The sequence below is a fragment of the Pseudomonas plecoglossicida NBRC 103162 = DSM 15088 genome (assembly GCF_000730665.1).
Lineage (GTDB): Bacteria > Pseudomonadota > Gammaproteobacteria > Pseudomonadales > Pseudomonadaceae > Aquipseudomonas > Aquipseudomonas plecoglossicida.
In genome coordinates, this window is the sequence record NZ_BBIV01000005.1 from 98249 (window position 1) to 116073 (window position 17825).

Consider the following 17825-nt stretch of genomic DNA (forward strand, 5'->3'; position numbering starts at 1 on the left):
CGCGAACAAGAAAGTTGCACATTCAAAAATAAAAACTGCCCCACCGTCAGACCAAAGGAGCTTGTACCGGTGTCTTCTGCGTTTCGTTTTACCCCGCTGTTCATTGCATTGGCTGCAACGATGCCTGTCGCCGCCCAGGCAGATGAAGACAAGGCTGATGGCTTCATCGAAGGCTCGTCGTTCAACCTGCATTTGCGTAATGCCTATTTCAACCGCAACAACCTCAACCAAGGCGTGCGCGACAAGCGCGAGTGGGGCCAGGGGGCGGTCGCCCGATTCGAGTCCGGCTATACCCCTGGGGTAGTCGGCTTCGGCCTCGACGCCCATGCCATACTGGGCCTGAAGCTCGACGGTGGTGGCGGCCATGCCGGTACCAGCATCCTGCCTTCGCACTTCAAGGACGACGGCGAGCTGGGCGCGGCGCCGCACTCGTTCTCCACCGCTGGCGCGGCGGTCAAGCTCAAGGCGTTCGACACCGAGCTCAAGGCCGGTGACCTGTTCCTCACCAACCCGGTGATCGCCGGGGGTGAGTCGCGCATGCTGCCGCAGACCTTCCGTGGCGTGAGCCTGACCAACACCAGCATCGACGGCCTGCTGCTCGAAGGTGGCCAGGTCAGCTTCACCAAGCCCTACAACCAGAGCGGCCACCGCCGTATCGACACCTACTACGGTGCGCTGGACGAAGGCGACAAGAGCGAGCACCTGAACTGGGCAGGCGCCGCCTGGACCGGCACCGAGAACATCAGCGCCAACCTGTATGCGGCCGAGCTGAAGGACATCTGGAACCAGTACTACGCCGACTTCGACTACACCTACGTGGTCAACGACCTGGTCAGCCTCAACCCGGGCGTGCACTTCTACCACACCCAGGACACCGGCCAGGCGCTGCTGGGCGAGATCGACAACAACACCTACAGCCTGCATTTCACGGTCAATGCCGGCTATCACAGCGTTACCGCCGCCTACCAGCGGGTCAACGGCAACACGCCGTTCGACTACATCAACCTGGGTGACAGCGTGTACCTGGACAACTCGCGCATGTACTCCGACTTCAACGCACCCAACGAGCGTTCGTGGAAGCTGCAGTATGGCTACAACTTCGCCGGTGTCGGCATTCCCGGGCTGAGCACCATGGTCTCGTACTCGCGCGGCGAGGCGGACCTGAGCAAAGCCACCCAGGACACCCGCCACTACGACTACTACCGCGCCGATGGCAAGAACGCCATGCACTGGGAGCGTGACCTGGACGTGAAGTATGTGTTCCAGGAAGGCAACCTGAAGGATCTGTCGGTGCTGGTGCGCTATGCCACCCACCGCGGCAGCCAGGGTTATGCGTCGATCGACGACAACAGCGACAACGATGAACTGCGGGTGATCGTCGATTATCCATTGAACGTGTTCTGATCCCAGACCGCGGGCGGGGGCCTTGCCCCCGTTTCGCCGGCTTGCCGGCGATGGGCTGCAACGCAGCCCCCGGACGATTCCGTCGGACAAATCTTGTCCGACAACTCCCGCTTCCCTAAAATGTCGCCGCCGCAAATGGCCCTGCCTCAGCAATAGCGCGCATGCCCACTCGATTACCGCGTCTCGCACTCTACAGGTCGCACCCCGAGCTGATCCTCAACCTGGGCAGTTGCCTTGCCGTGCTCGCCATCGTGGCCATCGTCAGCTACCTGCTGGCGCGCGAACGCGACAGCGTGGAGCAGTCGGCGATTCGCGCCTCGAACAACATCGTGCAACTGATCGAAAGCGACATCCTGCGCAATGTGGAACTCTACGATCAGTCCCTGCAGGGGCTGATCTGGGCAGTCAACCGCAAGGAGTTGCCCGAGATCCCTGGGCCACTGCGCCAACGCTTGCTGTTCAACGAAGCCTTCGTCGATAAACGCCGTGGGGACGTGCTGTGGCTCGACAAGGCAGGCGATGTGGTGGGCGACTCCACCAGCAACGTGCCGCGCAAGGCCAACTTCGCTGACACCGGGGTCTTTCAGGCCCACTTGCACAACCCCGACCTGGGCCTGGTGGTGGGCCCGCCGTTCAAGGCCAGGCTCGGCGACCTCGACTGGTGCATCAGTTTCAGCCGGCGCATTCCAGGCCCCACGGGGGAATTCGCAGGGGTGGCCGCAGGCGCCTTGCGCCTCTCCTATTTCAACGAACTGTTCCAACGCCTGGACATCGGCGAGGACAGCAGCATCAACCTGTTGAACACCAACGGCCAGTTGCTCGCCCGGCAACCCTCACGCCCGCAGGACCCGCGGATCGGCGGCGACTACAGCGAGCGGCCGAACTTCAAGCGCGTGCTCAGCGAGCGCAGCGGCAGTTTCAACGCGCCCTCGAGCAGTACCGGCGCCCAGCGCATGTTCACCTTTGCCAGGGTCGCCGATCTGCCGTTGATCGTGCTGGTGGTGAACTCGGCCGACGAGGTGTTCCAGTCGTGGCGGCGCACGGCGATTCTGGTGAGCGTCGCTACCGGGGTATTGTGCGTCGGCATCCTCTGGCTGACCTTGCTGCTGGGACGCGAACTGCAGCGCCGCCAGGAAGCCGAGTTGGGCCTGGCCACCCTGGCGGCAACCGATAGCCTCACGGGCCTTGCCAACCGCCGTCGGCTGGATCAGGTGCTACGTCTGGAATGGGCCCGCGCCCAGCGCAATCGCAAGCCGTTGGCGGTGCTGATGGTCGATGTGGACCACTTCAAGGCGTTCAACCAGCGCCACGGCCATGCCGGTGGCGACCATGCCCTGCGTGAGGTGGCCAAGGCCATTGAACAGTGCTTGCGCCGTCCCGCCGACCTGGCGGCACGCTATGGCGGGGAAGAGTTTCAGGTGATTCTGCCGGAGACCGAACTGCCCGGCGCCCTGCTGCTGGCCGAACGCATCCGGACAGGGGTCGAAGCCTTGGCACCGTTTGCCGACGATGCCCGTTCGGTCACGGTCAGCGTCGGCATCGGTGTATACATTCCAGGTACCCAGCAAGACCTGACGCAGGTGCTGGGTGCCGCGGACGAAGCCCTCTACCGGGCCAAGGCCAATGGCCGCAACCGGGTAGAGGGGCCGAGCGCTTAGGAGCGCGCGCGGGCGGCGTTGCGCAGCGCTTTCACCTGGTCATGGTTGCGCTGCACGCCTTGCAGCTGCTTCTCGACCAGCGCATAGCTCTGGTCGCTGGCCGCGCGGCCCAGCTTGACCAGTTTCTCGCGCGCTTCCTTGTAGGCCTTGAGGGCATGGTCCTCGCCGCGCTCCACTTCATTGAGCACGGCCTCTTCGTCCTTGCCGGTCACCATCGACTTGAGGTTCACCCAGCCGCGGTGCATGTCGCCGCTGATGCTGGTGGAGGTTTCCGGGTCACCACCGAGTCGGCGCACTTCGCTTTGCAGTTCGCTTGCAGCAGCGCTGCACTCGCCTGCGCGCTGGACGAAGAACGCCTTCAACTCAGGATTCTTCACATCATCGGCCGAGGTCTTGAAACCCTTCTCGCCATCCTTGCTGTACTCGATCAGGTCGTTGAGCACGTCGATCACGTCTTTGTTGGGATTGCTCATGGCATAACTCCTTGGCAGGTGATAGTCACCTATAACGGAGCAGTCTTCGTGCCAAGCTCAACGTCTCAAAAAAATACCTGTAAAACAATTAGTTAATGAATTCCGCCGATCACGACCAAACGGCGTTGTGCATGATCGCCGCTTGGGCGTTCGTGCAGATTGCAGTATGGTCGGCGCATTTCCTTGGCAGGCATCCTCCATGAAACCGGAAACCCTCGAACTGCTGGTCACGCGCACGATGCCTTTTGGTAAATACCAGGGGCGGATCATTGCCGACCTGCCGGGGGATTACCTGGCGTGGTTTGCGCGCAAGGGGTTTCCGGCCGGGGAGCTGGGTGGATTGCTGGCGTTGATGCATGAAGTCGACCATAACGGCCTGGGGGACTTGCTGGTGCCGTTGCGGCAGAAGCATCGGCGATGAGGCCAGTGAGACCAACGCAAGGCTCACCCCTTGACCGGCGCCACCGCCAACTCGACCCGCTCACTCTTCTTGATCAAGGCATACACCACCGCCGTCAGCAGGCTGCCGGCCACGATCGCCAGCAGATACAGCAGCGCATGGTTGATCGCATTGGGTATCAGCAGCACGAACAGCCCGCCATGGGGCGCCATCAACTTGCAGCCGAAGTACATCGACAGTGCGCCGGTCAACGCGCCGCCTGCCACGCTCGCCGGAATCACCCGCAGGGGGTCCTTGGCCGCGAACGGAATCGCCCCTTCCGAGATGAAGCACAAACCCAGCGCCAACGCCGCCTTGCCCGCTTCCCGCTCGCTCTGGGCAAACTTGCGCCGTGCCAGGAAGGTGGCGATGCCCAGGCCGATCGGCGGCACCATGCCGGCCGCCATGGTCGCGGCCATCGGCGCATAGCTCGACGAGGCCAGCAGCCCGACCGAGAATGCATAGGCGGCCTTGTTTATCGGCCCGCCCAGGTCGACGCACATCATGCCGCCCAGCAGCAGGCCGAGCAGAATGGCATTGGTGGTACCCATGCTGTCGAGAAAGTGCGTCAGCCCTTCGAGCATGGCCGCCACCGGCTGACCGACCACGTAGATCATCACCAGGCCCGTGAACAGGCTCGCCAGCAGCGGGATGATCAGGATCGGCTTGAGTGCCTCCAGGCTGCTCGGCAGCCGGACCCAGCGGGCAATGGCCTTGGCGCTGTAGCCGGCAAGAAAGCCGGCAACGATGCCACCGATGAAGCCGGCACCCAGGGTGCCGGCCAGCAGGCCGCCGATCATCCCCGGGGCAAGGCCCGGACGGTCGGCGATGGACCAGGCGATATAGCCCGCCAGCAACGGCACCATCAGCTTGAAGGCCGCCTCGCCGCCTATCTGCATCAAGGCGGCCGGCAGGGTGCCCGGCTCCTTGTACGCCTCGATGCCGAACACGAATGACAAGGCGATCAACAGACCACCGGCCACTACCATCGGCAGCATGAATGACACGCCGGTGAGCAGGTGCTTGTAGACACCGGTCTTCTCCGCCTTGGCAACGGCAGCTGTGGTATCGCCTGCACTTTCCACCTTGGCTTCGGCCAACGCCTTGTCCAGCGTTGCCCGGGCCTGCTTGAGCGCGATGCCCGTGCCACAGCGGTAGATGCGCTTGCCGGCGAAACGGGCCGTGGGCACCTCGATATCGGCGGCCAGCAGCACCACATCGGCCTCGGCGATGGCCTGGGCCGAAAGCGGGTTGCGCGCGCCGACCGAGCCCTGGGTTTCCACGGTGAACGCGTGGCCCAGATGCTGAGCGGCCTGTTGCAGGGCCTCGGCGGCCATGAAGGTGTGCGCCACGCCCGTCGGGCAGGCGGTGACCGCGACGATGCGCGCAGCCGCTGGCTGGCCCACCTGGGCGGGGACATCCGTCTGAACCCGGGCATTGGCGGCGGCCCGGTCGAGAAACCCTTCGCGGTCGGCCAGGGCCTGGGCCGGCGTGCTCTGGTAAACGCGCTTGCCGGTGAACCGGGACAGGTCCAGCGAGCCCGTACTGATCACCAGCACCCAATCGGCTTGCGCGATCTGCTCGGCGCTGAGCTGGCGCTCCGGATGCTCGGCATCGACGACTTCGACGCAGGTTTTCCAGCCACGGCGCTGGGCAGCAGCCGCCAGCAGGCGCGCGCTCAGCACACTGGACACCTGGCCATTGGGGCAGGCGGTGACAATGGCGATGTTCATCGGCAACCCTCTTGTTGTTCTGTCAGTTGCACGGCGGCTTCCAGGCGCGCCAGTTGTTCGCGGTCGTGGATCCCGAAGCCGACCTGGGTCACCGCCTGGGCGGCGATGGCGGTGGCGCGGCGCAGGGTCTGCGCCGGGGCTTCGGCCAACAGCAGGCCGTGGACCATGCCGGCCACCAGCGAGTCGCCGGCGCCCACGGTGCTGGCCACGCGCACCTGCGGCGGCTCGGCGCGCAGCGCACGGCCAGCGGCGAACCAGCTGACCCCCTGCTCGCCCGCCGACACCACCACATGCTCCACCCCCGTGGCCAGAATCCGCTCGGCGGCGGCGCGCTGGGCGGCGGGGCCATGCACGGCGAGGCCCAGTACCTCGCCCAGCTCCTCGGTATTGGGCTTGACCAGCCAGGGCGCACTTTGCAGGCCGGCGCGCAGGGCCTCGCCGCTGCTGTCCAGGGCGACCTTCAGGTCCATCGCCTGCAACCGTTCCAGCAATTGGCGAAACCACTGCGGGCTGACGCCACGCGGCAGGCTGCCGGCCACAACCACTGCGTCGTGCCCTGGCGCTATCGCTTGCAAGCGATCGAGCAAGGCAGCTTGAGCGGCGTCATCGACCTGCGGCCCTTGCCCATTGATGTCGGTGACGCGGCCATCGGCTTCCACCAGCTTGAGGTTGCTACGGGTTTCGCCGGGCACGCGGACAAAGCAGTCGGTAAAACCGCGTTGCGCGATCAGCGCCTCGAACGGTTGCAGGTTATCGCTGCCAAGGAAGCCACCGACCGTCACGCTGTGGCCCAGGTCAGCCAGGACCTGGGCCACGTTCAGGCCCTTGCCGGCGGCATGGCTGCGCTGATCATGGGCTCGGTTGACGTGCCCGGGGCGCAGGGCGTCGAGGCCGACGGTAATGTCCAGCGCCGGGTTCAGGGTCAGGGTGAGGATCTTGGCCATTCAGTAACGCTCCACCAGCGCGCGAACTGCCGCGGCGCTGTCCTGTTGCAGGGCCTCGCGCGCCAGGGCGCGGGCCGTCTGGTGATTGGCCTGGCGGACCAGGGCCTTTACTTCGGCAATGCTGCGCGCTGCCACGCTCAGCTCGTCGATATCCAGGCCCAGCAACACGGCCACGGCCTGAGGGTCGGCGGCCAGCTCCCCGCACACGCCCACCCATTTGCCATGGGCGTGGGCGGCGCGAACGGTCATGTCGATCAGGCTCAGCACCGCCGGGTGCAGCCCGTCGGCCTGGGCCGAGAGACTCGGGTGGCCCCGGTCGATGGCCAGGGTGTATTGGGTCAGGTCGTTGGTGCCGATGCTGAAGAAGTCCACCTCGCGCGCCAGCTGTGGCGCCAGCAGGGCTGCAGACGGCACTTCGACCATGATGCCAAGCTGCAGATCGGCGACCGGGATTTCCTCACGCAGGCGCTCGACCATGGCCCTTGCTTCGCGCCATTCGTGCACCTGGCCGACCATCGGGAACATGATCCGCAGCGGGCGGTTATCAGCGGCACACAGCAGGGCACGCAACTGATCTTCCATGATCTGCGGCCGCTGCAGGGTCAGGCGCACGCCGCGCACGCCAAGGAACGGGTTGTCTTCGCTGGGGATCGGCCAGTAGGGCAAGGGCTTGTCGCCACCCACATCGAGGGTACGCACCACCAGTGGCCGCCCTTCCAGGCCATCGAGGACACGGCGGTACTCGGCTTCCTGGGTGGCAATGTCCGGGGCCTGGGGATGGGCCATGAACAGCAGTTCGGTGCGCAGCAGGCCGACGCCTTCGGCGCCCTGGTCCACGACCTTGTCGATGCCGCTGCTCTCGCCGATGTTGGCGAACACCTCGACGGCATGGCCGTCGCGAGTCACGGCAGGTGCCAGGCGATCGGTCCAGGCGGCGCGCAGGCGCTGTTCGCGCTGGTCGCGCTCGGCCAGCGCACGGTGCAGCTCATCGGCAGGAGGCGCCACGCTGAGGGTGCCGCGCTGGCCATCGAGTAGCAACGCAGTACCGGCCTCGAGCTGCAGAATCGTTGCACCCGCGCCGACCACCGCCGGAATGCCCAGGGCCCTGGCGACGATTGCGCTGTGGGCCGTGGCGCCACCATACGCGGTGACGATGCCGGCGACCCGGGCCGGATCCAGCCGGGCGACATCGGAAGGGCCCACTTCGGCCATCACCAGTACATAGGCTTGCTCGGGCTCGGCCTGGGCCTGCACGCCACAGAGCTGGGCCAGCACCCTGCGACCGATGTCGCGCAGGTCGGCGGCGCGCTCGGCCAGCAACGCATCGTGCAGCGCCTCCTGCTGGCGCGCGGCCGCTTCGATCACGGCCATCCACGCGGCTGCGACACTCTCGCCCTGGGCCAGGCGCAGTTCGACATCGTCGCTCAGCGCCGGGTCAGCGAGCATTTCCTGGTGGGTGACGAAGATCTCGCCAATGGCCTTGTCGCTGCGCTGTACCAGCGCCTGCAGCTCGCCGTTCACCGCTGCCAGGGCTTGCTGCAGCTTCAGGCGCTCTTGTGTGGGCGATTCGCCACGCAACGGGTAGTCGATCTCACGCTCGACACAGACATGCGCCGGCCCACTGGCGATACCAGGTGCCGCGCCCACCGCCTGGATGCGGCTGCCTGCGGTGGGTGCCTGAAGTACTTCGGCCGGCATCGACGCGGCTTGGCTGGCGATGGCTGGCAAGGGTCCCACCGCCTCGCCCAGGCCCTCTTCGATGGCGGCCAGCAGGGCAGGCAAGGCGTCGCTGGCGATGGACGGCTCGGCGATCAGTTCGAGCACCTGCCCACGTCGGGCACCCAGGCTGAGCAGCTTGCTGAGGCTCTTGACCGACACCGCCGGCTGCGCGCTGTCCACCACGCGCAGGCGAATCTCGCCTTCGAAGCCCTTGGCCAGCTGCGCAAGGATCTTCGCCGGGCGAGCATGCAGGCCGTGGGGGTTGGCCAGGGCAATGCGTGCACTGGGCCAGTCGGCAGGCGCCTCGCCGCCCAGCACTTCGAGTACGGCGCGGCTGCTGGTGGCCTGGTACAGCGTTTGCCCACGGCCCTCGATCAGCACTTCGCAAAGGCGTTCGAGCAATGCCTGGTGCGCCACACCGAGGCTGGCCAGGCAGAACAGGCCATTGAGCGGCTGGTCACGATAGCGCAAGGGTTGCTGCGGGGTGACGAAAGCCAGGCCCGGCTGGCGCACCTGACGTTCGCTGTGCAGCCACCACAGGCCCTCGCCCAGCGGCAATGGCTCGGCTTGTTGCAGCACGGCGGCAAACCCTCCATCGACGCAGCCGGCCCGTTGCAGCAGGCGCGCGCCACGCCAGGCCAATTCGTCGAAGTCCTCGGCGGGCAGGTTCAGGCCGACCAGCTGTGCGTCCAGCGCCAATTCCTGCGGCGCGCTTTGCAGTAGCTTGAGCAACGCCTCGGCAGAGCTGGCCCGGCGCAGGGCCTCGGCCAGGTCGGTTTCGCCCAGGGCACGGGTCAGCAATTGCAGCAGGCGCAGGTGCTCATCGGAACGGGCAGCGATGCCGATCGCCAGGTAGACGATCTGGCCGTCGCCCCAGTCGACACCCTCGGGAAACTGCAGCAGGCGCACGCCGGTGGCAAACACCAGGTCACGCGTCTGCGGGGTGCCGTGGGGGATGGCGATGCCCTGGCCAAGGAACGTGGACCCTTGCGCCTCGCGCGCCTGCAGCCCTTGCAGGTAGCCGTCAGCGACCAGGCCATCGGCCACCAGCTGCTGCGCCAGCAGGCGCAATGCCTCGGCCTTGTCGGCGGCCGTCTGGCCCATGGCTATCTGCTCCTTGGCGAGCTCGAGCATGACCTTCTCCTTTTGCAGCCCCTTGCGATAAATGCCGGGTAGTGAGGTATTGTTGTGAAATTCACGGTTTCAGCCAGTTCAACGGCCTTGCACGAGCGGCAGGCGGGGCAGAAAAATAGACAGCTGAAACGTTTAACCTGACCAAGCGGCCACGTTACTCGATAATCTTCCAGGGAAAAAGCCCCATCCTGTCGGACAATTGCGACAATGGTCGTCTGCGCGTGGCAGCCTGACCGGGTCAAACTATTCGGTCCTGTCCCACGACCAGTCCCGGTAATAACAAGGAAAATTCGGTGAAACTCAGCGATATCGCCCGTCTGGCCGGTGTGTCCGTGACCACTGCCAGTTACGTCATCAATGGCAAAGCTGAACAGCAGCGCATCAGCAGCAGCACTGTCGAGCGCGTGCGCGCGGTGGTCGAGGCCCACGGCTTCACCCCCAACCCGCAGGCCGCGGGCCTGCGCAGCCGGCACACCCGTACCCTGGGCTTCATTCTCCCGGATCTGGAGAACCCCAGCTACGCCCGCATCGCCAAACAACTGGAACAGGGCGCCCGTGCCCGTGGCTACCAGTTGCTGATTGCCAGCAGCGACGACCAGCCCGACAGCGAACGCCAGCTGCAGCAACTGTTCCGTGCCCGGCGCTGCGATGCCCTGTTCGTCGCCAGCTGCCTGCCGCCCGAAGACGACAGCTACCGCGACCTGCAGGACAAAGGCCTGCCGGTGATCGCCATCGACCGGCGCCTGGACCCGGCACACTTCTGCTCGGTCATCAGTGACGACCGCGATGCCAGCCGCCAGCTGGCCGACAGCCTGCTGAGCACTGCGCCACGCAGCATCGCCTTGATCGGTGCGCGCCCGGAACTGTCGGTCAGCCAGGCGCGTGCCGGTGGCTTCGACGAGGCCTTGCAAGGTTTTGCCGGTGACGTGCGGCGTTATCAAGGCGAGGCCTTCAGCCGCGAATGCGGCCAGCGCCTGATGCAGCAACTGGTCGACGAGCTGGGTGGGCTGCCGGATGCCCTGGTGACCACCTCCTATGTGCTGCTGCAAGGCGTGTTCGACACCCTGCAGGCGCGCTCGGCCGACTCGCGCCAGCTGCAACTGGGCACCTTCGGTGACAACCAGCTGCTGGACTTCCTGCCGCTGCCGGTCAACGCCATGGCCCAGCAACACGGCCTGATCGCCTCGACAGCGCTGGAGCTGGCCCTGGCCGCGATCGAAGAGAAACGCTACGAACCCGGCGTGCATGCCATCGGTCGAACCTTCAAGCAACGCATTGCTGCAGGCTGACCATGCACCTGATCGACACCCACACCCATCTGGACTTCCCCGATTTCGACGCCGACCGGCCGCGCCTGCTGGCCAATGCGGCGGCGCTCGGGGTGCAGCGGATGGTGGTGCTGGGGGTGTATCAGGCCAATTTCCAGCGGGTCTGGGACCTGGCCTGCGCTGAACCTTGCGTGCATGCGGCGCTCGGCTTGCACCCGGTCTACCTGGACCAGCATTGCCCCGAGCACCTGGTGCAATTGCGCGAATGGCTGGAACGCCTGAGCGGTGACCCGCGGCTGTGCGCCGTGGGCGAGTTCGGCCTGGACTACTACCTCGAAGCGCTGGACAAGGAACGTCAGCAGGCGCTGTTCGAAGCGCAGTTGCAGATGGCCTGCGACTTCGCCCTGCCCGCCCTGCTGCACGTGCGCCGCAGCCATGCCCAGGTGATCGCCACGCTCAAGCGTTACAAGCCGGCGCGGGCGGGGGTGATCCACGCGTTTGCCGGCAGTCATGAAGAGGCGCGCGAATACATCAAGCTGGGTTTTCGGCTTGGGCTGGGCGGCGCCGCGACCTGGCCGCAGGCGTTGCGGTTGCGCAAGACCATCGCCCGGTTACCGCTGGAAAGCGTCGTGCTCGAGACCGACTCGCCGGACATGGCACCGGCGATGTTCGCCGGGCAGCGCAACAGCCCGGAGCATTTGCCGGAGATAGCCGAGGCTCTGGCTGGGCTGATGGGCATCGAGGCAGACGTCCTGGCGCAAGCCAGTAGCAAGAATGCCTGTGAGTTGTTTGGTTGGTAGTACCGGCCCTATCGCCGGCAAGCCGGCTTCCACAGGTAAGAAGCTGTCAGCGCGCTTGCTCAGACCAGCACCGTCCACAAGGCAAAGCCCGCATACCACAACACGGCAGCGCGCAGCAGCAGCTCCCAGAGGCTGTCCAGCCGCCCCAGGCCACGCTGGCTGTCTTCATGTTCGGGGATGTCGTCGGCAATCCGGCCCACCCTGGCCACCAGATGCGCGGCACTGATATGCACGTTGAGCACCTCGTGCAGCATCACCCGGGTCACCGCCAGGAAGTTGCCCACCAAGGCGAAACTCAGTGCCAGCAGACGGACCGGCAGCCAGTCCATCACATGCCTCAGTCGCTCGGCACGGGCCTTGAGCGCAGGCTGGCCACTGTGCTCGGCCGTCAGCGCCAGCAAGCGATAAGCCAGCGCCGCGCCAGGGCCAAGCACGAAGTACCAGAAGATCACGGCGAAGAAACCCTGGTACACCTGCCACAACAGATTGCCCTGCACGCGCACCAGCAGGCTGTGCGGCTCGTCCGCTGCCAGCCCCAGGTCGCGCTCGGCCACATGCAGCGCGGCCTGGTCGTCGCCACGCCGCCAGGCATCGCGGAACGGCCCGAGGGACGCCTTGGCATCGCCGCGCCCCAGGCTGTAGATCAGCACCACCAGGTGCACCGGCAAGGCCAGCAAGCCGTAGGCGACCGGGTCGAGCACATGCAGCAGCAAGACCAGCAGCGCCACCGGCGCCAGCACCAGGATGGCCAAGGTCCACCAGGGGTGCACCTTGCCGCTGCGCTCCAGGCGTACCAGTTCACCCAGGAAGAAACCATCCCGTTGCACCTGGTGGCGCAGGGCAGAGAATTTTTCTACCCACAGCGCCAGCAACAACACCAGAAAACTCATGCCTTGTCCTCGTTGTCCTTCACGTCAGCGCGGTAGCGCGGCCAGTCGAATGCCGGGCCGGGGTCGGTCTTGCGCTGGGGGGCGATATCGCTGTGGCCCTGGATGCGATCCAGGCCGATGGCCGGCCAGGCCGCCTGGATGTGCCGGGTCAGTTGCGTCAGCACGGCGTACTGGGCCTCTGTGTAGGGCAGATCGTCAGTGCCCTCCAGTTCGATACCGATGGAAAAATCGTTGCAGCCTTCGCGCCCGTCGAAACGGGAAACCCCGGCATGCCAGGCACGTTCGAGCAAGGACACGAACTGGGTGACGGCGCCGTCGCGCTCGACGAACAGGTGCGCCGACACGGTGAGGTGGCTGATGCTGGCGAAGTAAGGATGTTCATCGGGGTCCAGGCGGTTCTGGAAGAAGGCCTGCACCTTGCCGCTGCCAAAACAGGCGGGCGGCAGGCTGATGTTGTGGATCACCAGCAGGGAAATCGATTCGCCCTCGGGGCGGGCATTGAAGTTCGGCGATGGGCAGTGGGTGATTCCGGTTCCGTGGAACCAGCCCGTGGCACGGTCCAATTGCATGGGGTAGGTCCTGAAAAACGCCGGGTACAGAACCGCAGTATGCCCTGCCCGGGCGGCGCTTTGCATGTGAATCGTTGTAATGCCGGTGTTGCGCCTGCCTTCAGTGAACCTGCTGCTGGCGCAAGTTTTCGAGCACCGCGGCCAACGCCCGCTCGAACAGCAGCCCGTCATCGAGCATGCGCACTTCACCACGGCGCAACGCCTGGACCAGGCCGGCCGTGCTCCACTCGCGCACCTTCATGCCGGTGCGGTTGGCGAACACCAGACGGTCGCTGCCGTCGATGCGCGCCACCAGCTTGCAGCGCAGCGCCTCGTCATCGTCCAGCACCTCGATCCAGGCGCCGATACGCAGGTGACGTATCACCCGCCATTCCACGGCGCGCTCATCGACCTGGCACAGCGGCACACAGGCGGGTTCTTCGGCCAGGGCCAGCACGATCGCCTCGTCCACCCTTACCTCGTTCGGTGCCTGATCCGCATGGCCGGTGCAGGCGCGCAGATGCAGTAAAAAGACTGACAGCTGCCAGCACCTGCCGCTCAAAGACCCCGCTTTCCCGTGGATGCTCGGCCGGCCTGACCAAAGGTCGCCCGCAAGGCGGCTGTACACACCGTCCCCCTGCCCTATAATCGCCGGCACCTTGCTTGTGGAGCCGACCATGCCGAACCTACGCCTTGCCGACCTGACCGCCGAGATCGAAGCCAACGTGCGCCGCGCGCTGCTGGAGGACATTGGCAGTGGCGATATCACCGCGCAGCTGATCCCGGCCGAGCGCCTGGCCAAGGCCACCATCATCACCCGTGAAGACTGCGTGATTGCCGGCAGCGCCTGGGTCGATGCCGTGTTCCGCCAGCTCGACCCCCGTGTGGCGGTGCACTGGCAGGTGGCCGACGGCGACCGCGCCGTCGCCAACCAGCCGCTGTTCCACCTCGAAGGCCCGGCACGCTCGCTGCTCAGCGGCGAGCGCAGTGCGCTGAACTTCCTGCAGATGCTGTCGGGCGTGGCCACCCGTGCGCGCTTGCTGGCCGACCTGGTCGACGGTACCCAGGTGCGCTTGCTCGACACCCGCAAGACCCTGCCAGGCCTGCGCCTGGCACAGAAGTACGCAGTGACCTGCGGTGGCTGCGATAACCACCGCATAGGCCTCTACGATGCCTTCCTGATCAAGGAAAACCACATTGCCGCCAGCGGTGGCGTGGCCGAGGCCGTGACGGCGGCGCACCGCATCGCGCCGGGCAAGCCGGTGGAAATCGAGGTGGAGAGCCTGGACGAACTGCGCCAGGCGCTGGCGGCCGGTGCCGATATCATCATGCTCGACGAGCTGACACTGGACGAAATGCGCGAAGCGGTGCGCATCACGGCCGGCAAGGCCAAGCTCGAAGCCAGTGGCGGCGTGAACGAGAGCACCCTGCGGGTGATTGCCGAAACCGGTGTGGACTACATCTCCATTGGCGCCATGACCAAGGATGTGAAGGCTGTGGACCTGTCGATGCGGTTGAGCCTGTGAGCTGATCGCAGGCATGAAAAAACCGGCCAATGGGCCGGTTTTTTTGTGGGTTGCCGGCGATTGGGCTGCAAGGCAGCCCCAGCGTCATCACATCAGAACGAGGCGTTGGCCAACCCGTCCAGGTAACGCTCGACGTCCAGCGCAGCCATGCAACCGGCGCCGGCCGAGGTAATGGCCTGACGGTAGACGTGGTCAGCCACGTCACCGGCGGCGAACACACCTTCCACGTTGGTTGCGGTAGCATTGCCTTCACGACCGCCGTTGACCACTAGGTAGCCGTCCTTGAGGGTCAGCTGGCCTTCGAACAGCGAGGTGTTCGGGGTGTGGCCGATGGCGATGAACACGCCGTCGACCCTGATTTCGTCGCTGCTGCCGTCGTTGTTCTTCAGGCGAGCACCGGTCACGCCCATGTTGTCGCCCAGCACTTCGTCCAGGGTGGCGTTGAGCTTGAGCTCGATCTTGCCTTCGGCAACGCGGGCGTTGAGCTTGTCGACCAGGATCTTCTCGGCGCGGAAGGTCTCGCGGCGGTGCACCAGGGTCACCTTGCTGGCGATGTTGGCCAGGTACAGCGCCTCTTCGACTGCGGTGTTGCCACCGCCGACGACCGCTACCGGCTTGTTGCGGTAGAAAAAGCCGTCGCAGGTCGCGCAAGCGGAAACGCCCTTGCCCATGAAGGTCTCTTCCGACGGCAGGCCCAGGTAACGCGCGCTGGCGCCAGTGGCGATGATCAAGGCATCGCAGGTGTAAGTGCCGCTGTCGCCCCGCAAGGTGAAGGGCTTGTTGGCCAGGTCGACGGCGTTGATGTGGTCGAAGACGATCTCGGTCTCGAAGCGCTCGGCGTGCTCCTGCATGCGCTGCATCAGCGCCGGGCCGGTCAGGCCATGGGGATCGCCCGGCCAGTTGTCGACTTCGGTGGTGGTGGTCAGCTGGCCGCCAGCCTGCATGCCGGTGATCAGCAGCGGCTTGAGGTTGGCGCGGGCGGCATAGACCGCAGCGCTGTAACCGGCAGGGCCGGATCCGAGGATGATGACGCGCGAATGACGTACTTCAGACATGTCGAACTCCTGTCGAGCGGGCCGCAGGGGCCGGCATCGGTATACCGGCTGCGCCAGCTGGAAAAGTTAAAAAGGACCCGCGCAGCACTTGGGGAAGGCTACAACGCGCAGGTCCCGAAAGCAGAAAATTGAGCGCACTGTAGCGAGGTGGCAGAGATTAAGGAAATATCCTTCGACAATCCACCTCATAGGCAACCTCTATGTGTGGATTTCATCGGGCAAAAGCCGCTCTGGGGCATTTGTTACAGCTAGTTTCTTCATGATCGCCCGCCTTTCGTCGGCGCTGCAAACTCGGTAAGGTCAGCGCGTTTTCACTTGTCTGCGGAGCGTCTCGATGCAAGCCCCTGTCCTCTCTGGCCCCCAGTACCTGCGCGAAGGCCTGAAACTGGTGCTGAGCCCCAACCTGCGGTTGTTCGTGCTGCTGCCGCTGGCGATCAACCTGCTGCTGTTCGGCGGCCTGGTCTACTTCGCCGGGCACCAGTTCAGCCTGTGGCTCGACGCCCTGATGCCGACCCTGCCGGACTGGCTGAGCTTTCTCAGCTACATCCTCTGGCCGCTGTTCGTCGCCTTGCTGGTGCTGATGGTGTTCTTCACTTTCACCCTGGTGGCCAACATCATCGCGGCGCCGTTCAACGGTTTTCTGGCCGAAAAGGTCGAAGTGGTGGTGCGTGGCCAGGACAACTTCCCGGCCTTCAGCTGGGGTGAACTGGTGGCCATGGTACCGCGTACCCTCAGCCGCGAGATGCGCAAGCTCGGCTACTTCTTGCCGCGGGCCATCGGCCTGTTCATCCTCTCGTTCGTCCCGGTGGTCAACGTGATCGCCGCGCCGCTGTGGCTGATCTTCGGGGTGTGGATGATGGCCATCCAGTACATCGACTACCCGGCGGACAACAACAAGATGAGCTGGCAGGACATGCTCGCCTGGCTGCGCCAGAAGCGTTGGCAGTCGCTGGGGTTTGGCGGGATTACCTACCTGGCGCTGATGATCCCGGGGGTGAACGTGCTGATGATGCCGGCGGCGGTGGCGGGGGCCACGTTGTTCTGGGTGCGGGAGCGCAGCTGAAACGTGAAGGGGCTGCGATGCAGCCCCATCTGCAGATCACTGATTCAAAAGTCGGAAAAGCTGTAGGGCTCTAGCGCGGAAATTTGTGACAGTATCATCAGATGCTCCACCGCCTTGACTTTCTCGATATTAGCAAAGGCAACCTGCCCGCCGAACGCCAAGGCGGGCACAAACCCGTACATCTCATCAACCTTCAGCAGGCCCAGTTTCTTCTTGGCGGGCTCGAAAAAATCACCAAAATCATTGGATTCTTTATCAACAGACAAAAAAAGTTTTGCACCTCCCTGTCCATTCCTCCCAAGCTTAGATCTACATCCTCCCCCGTATAACGAGAAAGTAGACTATCGATCGTAACTGATAATCCGCTATTTTCTTCCCATAAATAGAGATCACCAAAGGCGCTGCGTGCAATCAAGTGATATTTGTCTCGCGTTTCCAGAGGGCTTCCTTCAATCCAGGACCCATGCTTGGAGCCCGGTAGCTTGTCCGCTTTGAAGCACGGCACCGTATGAAGTGGCATGCTACCGGGCTTGCCCTTTGAAGGCTCCTTGTCTTTCCCTGCAGGCCGATTCGGCTGCACAGGCTGCGTATCATCCATCGCCCCCTTGCGCCGCTCCGGCACCTGCAAATCCGGCCGCTTCTTCAACCCCTCCTCATGCTTGAGCATCCACTGCCCCAGCCCCGCTCCCTTGCTGCTGGCCGCCATCTCCTGCGCCAGCACCCGGACATCGCCACGCCCCCGTGTGAGGTACGAGACGATCGCCCCCAACAACAGCACCACCACTTCCACATGCCCCAAGGCAATGTGGTGAGCAGCTCGGGAGACCGTATCCGGGTGCTCCTGGCTGAACGGGTCGAGGCCATCGCTGCGCGTGCCTTCCCAGGCGATACGGACTTACGATCAGATTTTCTACACCACCTGGGGCGATGACAATGTGGTCAGCTACTCCAGAACGCTGGTTGAGATGTTGACCGAGGCCGTGCTGGACAGTGAACGCCCCTCCCTCGGCAGCCAAGGCGGGTTGTTCAAGACTCGAGGCCTGGCCAGTATCGACCAGCACCTCAAAATCGACCTGAACCTGATCAACGAAGCTATCACCATTGTGTACAGACACATCAAACAGACAGAACAGGAGGGCTGATCTGTCGCTACACAGGGGTCGCTTCGCGG

General features: G+C 64.7%; 15 protein-coding genes and 3 pseudogenes. 8 read left to right on the plus strand and 10 right to left on the minus strand.

Going from position 1 to position 17825, the window contains the following annotated elements; all coding sequences use genetic code 11:
* Positions 1–69: 69 nt before the first annotated feature.
* Together PPL01S_RS03370 and PPL01S_RS03375 are read left to right on the plus strand one after the other, a co-directional pair.
* Positions 70–1404: an OprD family porin gene (locus PPL01S_RS03370; RefSeq protein ID WP_028625309.1), complete on the plus strand. Its 1335-nt coding sequence runs from the start codon at positions 70–72 to the stop codon at positions 1402–1404.
* Between the two features lie 161 nt (positions 1405–1565).
* Positions 1566–3062 carry a sensor domain-containing diguanylate cyclase gene (locus PPL01S_RS03375; protein WP_016393934.1) on the plus strand — a complete coding sequence of 499 codons (1497 nt, stop codon included), beginning with the start codon at positions 1566–1568 and terminating at the stop codon, positions 3060–3062.
* Here PPL01S_RS03375 and PPL01S_RS03380 read toward each other — a convergent pair.
* Positions 3059–3535 (minus strand): ferritin-like domain-containing protein, encoded by a 477-nt coding sequence (locus PPL01S_RS03380; protein WP_008097096.1) that lies wholly within the window; start codon positions 3533–3535, stop codon positions 3059–3061. The genes PPL01S_RS03375 and PPL01S_RS03380 overlap by 4 nt on opposite strands.
* A gap of 199 nt (positions 3536–3734) precedes the next feature.
* Here PPL01S_RS03380 and PPL01S_RS03385 point away from each other — a divergent pair, with 199 nt between their 5' ends.
* Positions 3735–3956 carry a DUF3820 family protein gene (locus tag PPL01S_RS03385; protein WP_016393933.1) on the plus strand — a complete coding sequence of 74 codons (222 nt, stop codon included), beginning with the start codon at positions 3735–3737 and terminating at the stop codon, positions 3954–3956.
* Between the two features lie 23 nt (positions 3957–3979).
* On the opposite strand, the gene PPL01S_RS03390 is transcribed toward PPL01S_RS03385, so the two are convergent.
* The 3 genes from PPL01S_RS03390 to ptsP are packed head-to-tail and all read right to left on the minus strand — an operon-like array spanning position 3980 to position 9504.
* Positions 3980–5707 carry a PTS fructose-like transporter subunit IIB gene (locus PPL01S_RS03390; RefSeq protein ID WP_016393932.1) on the minus strand — a complete coding sequence of 576 codons (1728 nt, stop codon included), beginning with the start codon at positions 5705–5707 and terminating at the stop codon, positions 3980–3982.
* Positions 5704–6651, minus strand: coding sequence for a 1-phosphofructokinase (gene pfkB, locus PPL01S_RS03395; protein WP_016393931.1), 948 nt, complete (start codon positions 6649–6651; stop codon positions 5704–5706). The genes PPL01S_RS03390 and pfkB overlap by 4 nt, the downstream gene beginning before the upstream one ends.
* On the minus strand, positions 6652–9504 hold the full coding sequence (gene ptsP, locus PPL01S_RS03400; RefSeq protein ID WP_016393930.1) for a phosphoenolpyruvate--protein phosphotransferase: 2853 nt from the start codon (positions 9502–9504) through the stop codon (positions 6652–6654).
* Between the two features lie 293 nt (positions 9505–9797).
* Between ptsP and cra the strand changes: the two genes are divergently transcribed.
* Complete coding sequence (cra, locus tag PPL01S_RS03405) at positions 9798–10793, plus strand: catabolite repressor/activator (protein ID WP_016393929.1); 996 nt, start codon at positions 9798–9800, stop codon at positions 10791–10793.
* A gap of 2 nt (positions 10794–10795) precedes the next feature.
* Positions 10796–11572, plus strand: coding sequence for a TatD family hydrolase (locus PPL01S_RS03410; RefSeq protein WP_016393928.1), 777 nt, complete (start codon positions 10796–10798; stop codon positions 11570–11572).
* A 59-nt stretch (positions 11573–11631) separates the two neighbouring features.
* Here the strand turns inward: PPL01S_RS03410 and ampE are convergent, their stop codons facing one another.
* From ampE to PPL01S_RS24445, 3 genes and pseudogenes are all read right to left on the minus strand, one after another.
* Positions 11632–12462, minus strand: a complete 831-nt coding sequence (gene ampE / locus PPL01S_RS03415) for a regulatory signaling modulator protein AmpE (protein ID WP_016393927.1) — start codon at positions 12460–12462, stop codon at positions 11632–11634.
* A complete protein-coding gene (gene ampD / locus PPL01S_RS03420) occupies positions 12459–13031 on the minus strand; it encodes a 1,6-anhydro-N-acetylmuramyl-L-alanine amidase AmpD (protein ID WP_016393926.1) in 573 nt (190 codons plus the stop codon). The genes ampE and ampD overlap by 4 nt, the downstream gene beginning before the upstream one ends.
* 100 nt (positions 13032–13131) lie before the next feature.
* Positions 13132–13536 (minus strand): annotated as a pseudogene (locus PPL01S_RS24445) (DUF1631 domain-containing protein); the annotation flags it as partial.
* A 151-nt stretch (positions 13537–13687) separates the two neighbouring features.
* Here PPL01S_RS24445 and nadC point away from each other — a divergent pair.
* Positions 13688–14536 (plus strand): carboxylating nicotinate-nucleotide diphosphorylase, encoded by an 849-nt coding sequence (gene nadC / locus PPL01S_RS03430; protein WP_016393924.1) that lies wholly within the window; start codon positions 13688–13690, stop codon positions 14534–14536.
* A gap of 92 nt (positions 14537–14628) precedes the next feature.
* Here nadC and trxB read toward each other — a convergent pair whose 3' ends face one another.
* A complete protein-coding gene (trxB, locus tag PPL01S_RS03435) occupies positions 14629–15591 on the minus strand; it encodes a thioredoxin-disulfide reductase (RefSeq protein ID WP_016393923.1) in 963 nt (320 codons plus the stop codon).
* A gap of 334 nt (positions 15592–15925) precedes the next feature.
* On the opposite strand from trxB, the gene cysZ reads away from it, so the two are divergent.
* Positions 15926–16654 (plus strand): sulfate transporter CysZ, encoded by a 729-nt coding sequence (gene cysZ / locus PPL01S_RS03440; RefSeq protein ID WP_016393922.1) that lies wholly within the window; start codon positions 15926–15928, stop codon positions 16652–16654.
* Between the two features lie 44 nt (positions 16655–16698).
* Here the strand turns inward: cysZ and PPL01S_RS25470 are convergent.
* A pseudogene (locus PPL01S_RS25470) lies at positions 16699–17114 on the minus strand (T6SS immunity protein Tdi1 domain-containing protein); the annotation flags it as partial.
* Positions 17109–17549, minus strand: a pseudogene (locus PPL01S_RS25580) (DUF6861 domain-containing protein); the annotation flags it as partial. The pseudogenes PPL01S_RS25470 and PPL01S_RS25580, both read right to left, overlap by 6 nt.
* On the opposite strand from PPL01S_RS25580, the gene PPL01S_RS03455 reads away from it, so the two are divergent.
* Positions 17527–17796: a hypothetical protein gene (locus tag PPL01S_RS03455; protein ID WP_016393919.1), complete on the plus strand. Its 270-nt coding sequence runs from the start codon at positions 17527–17529 to the stop codon at positions 17794–17796. The pseudogene PPL01S_RS25580 and the gene PPL01S_RS03455 sit on opposite strands and share 23 nt — an antisense overlap.
* Positions 17797–17825: the final 29 nt, after the last annotated feature.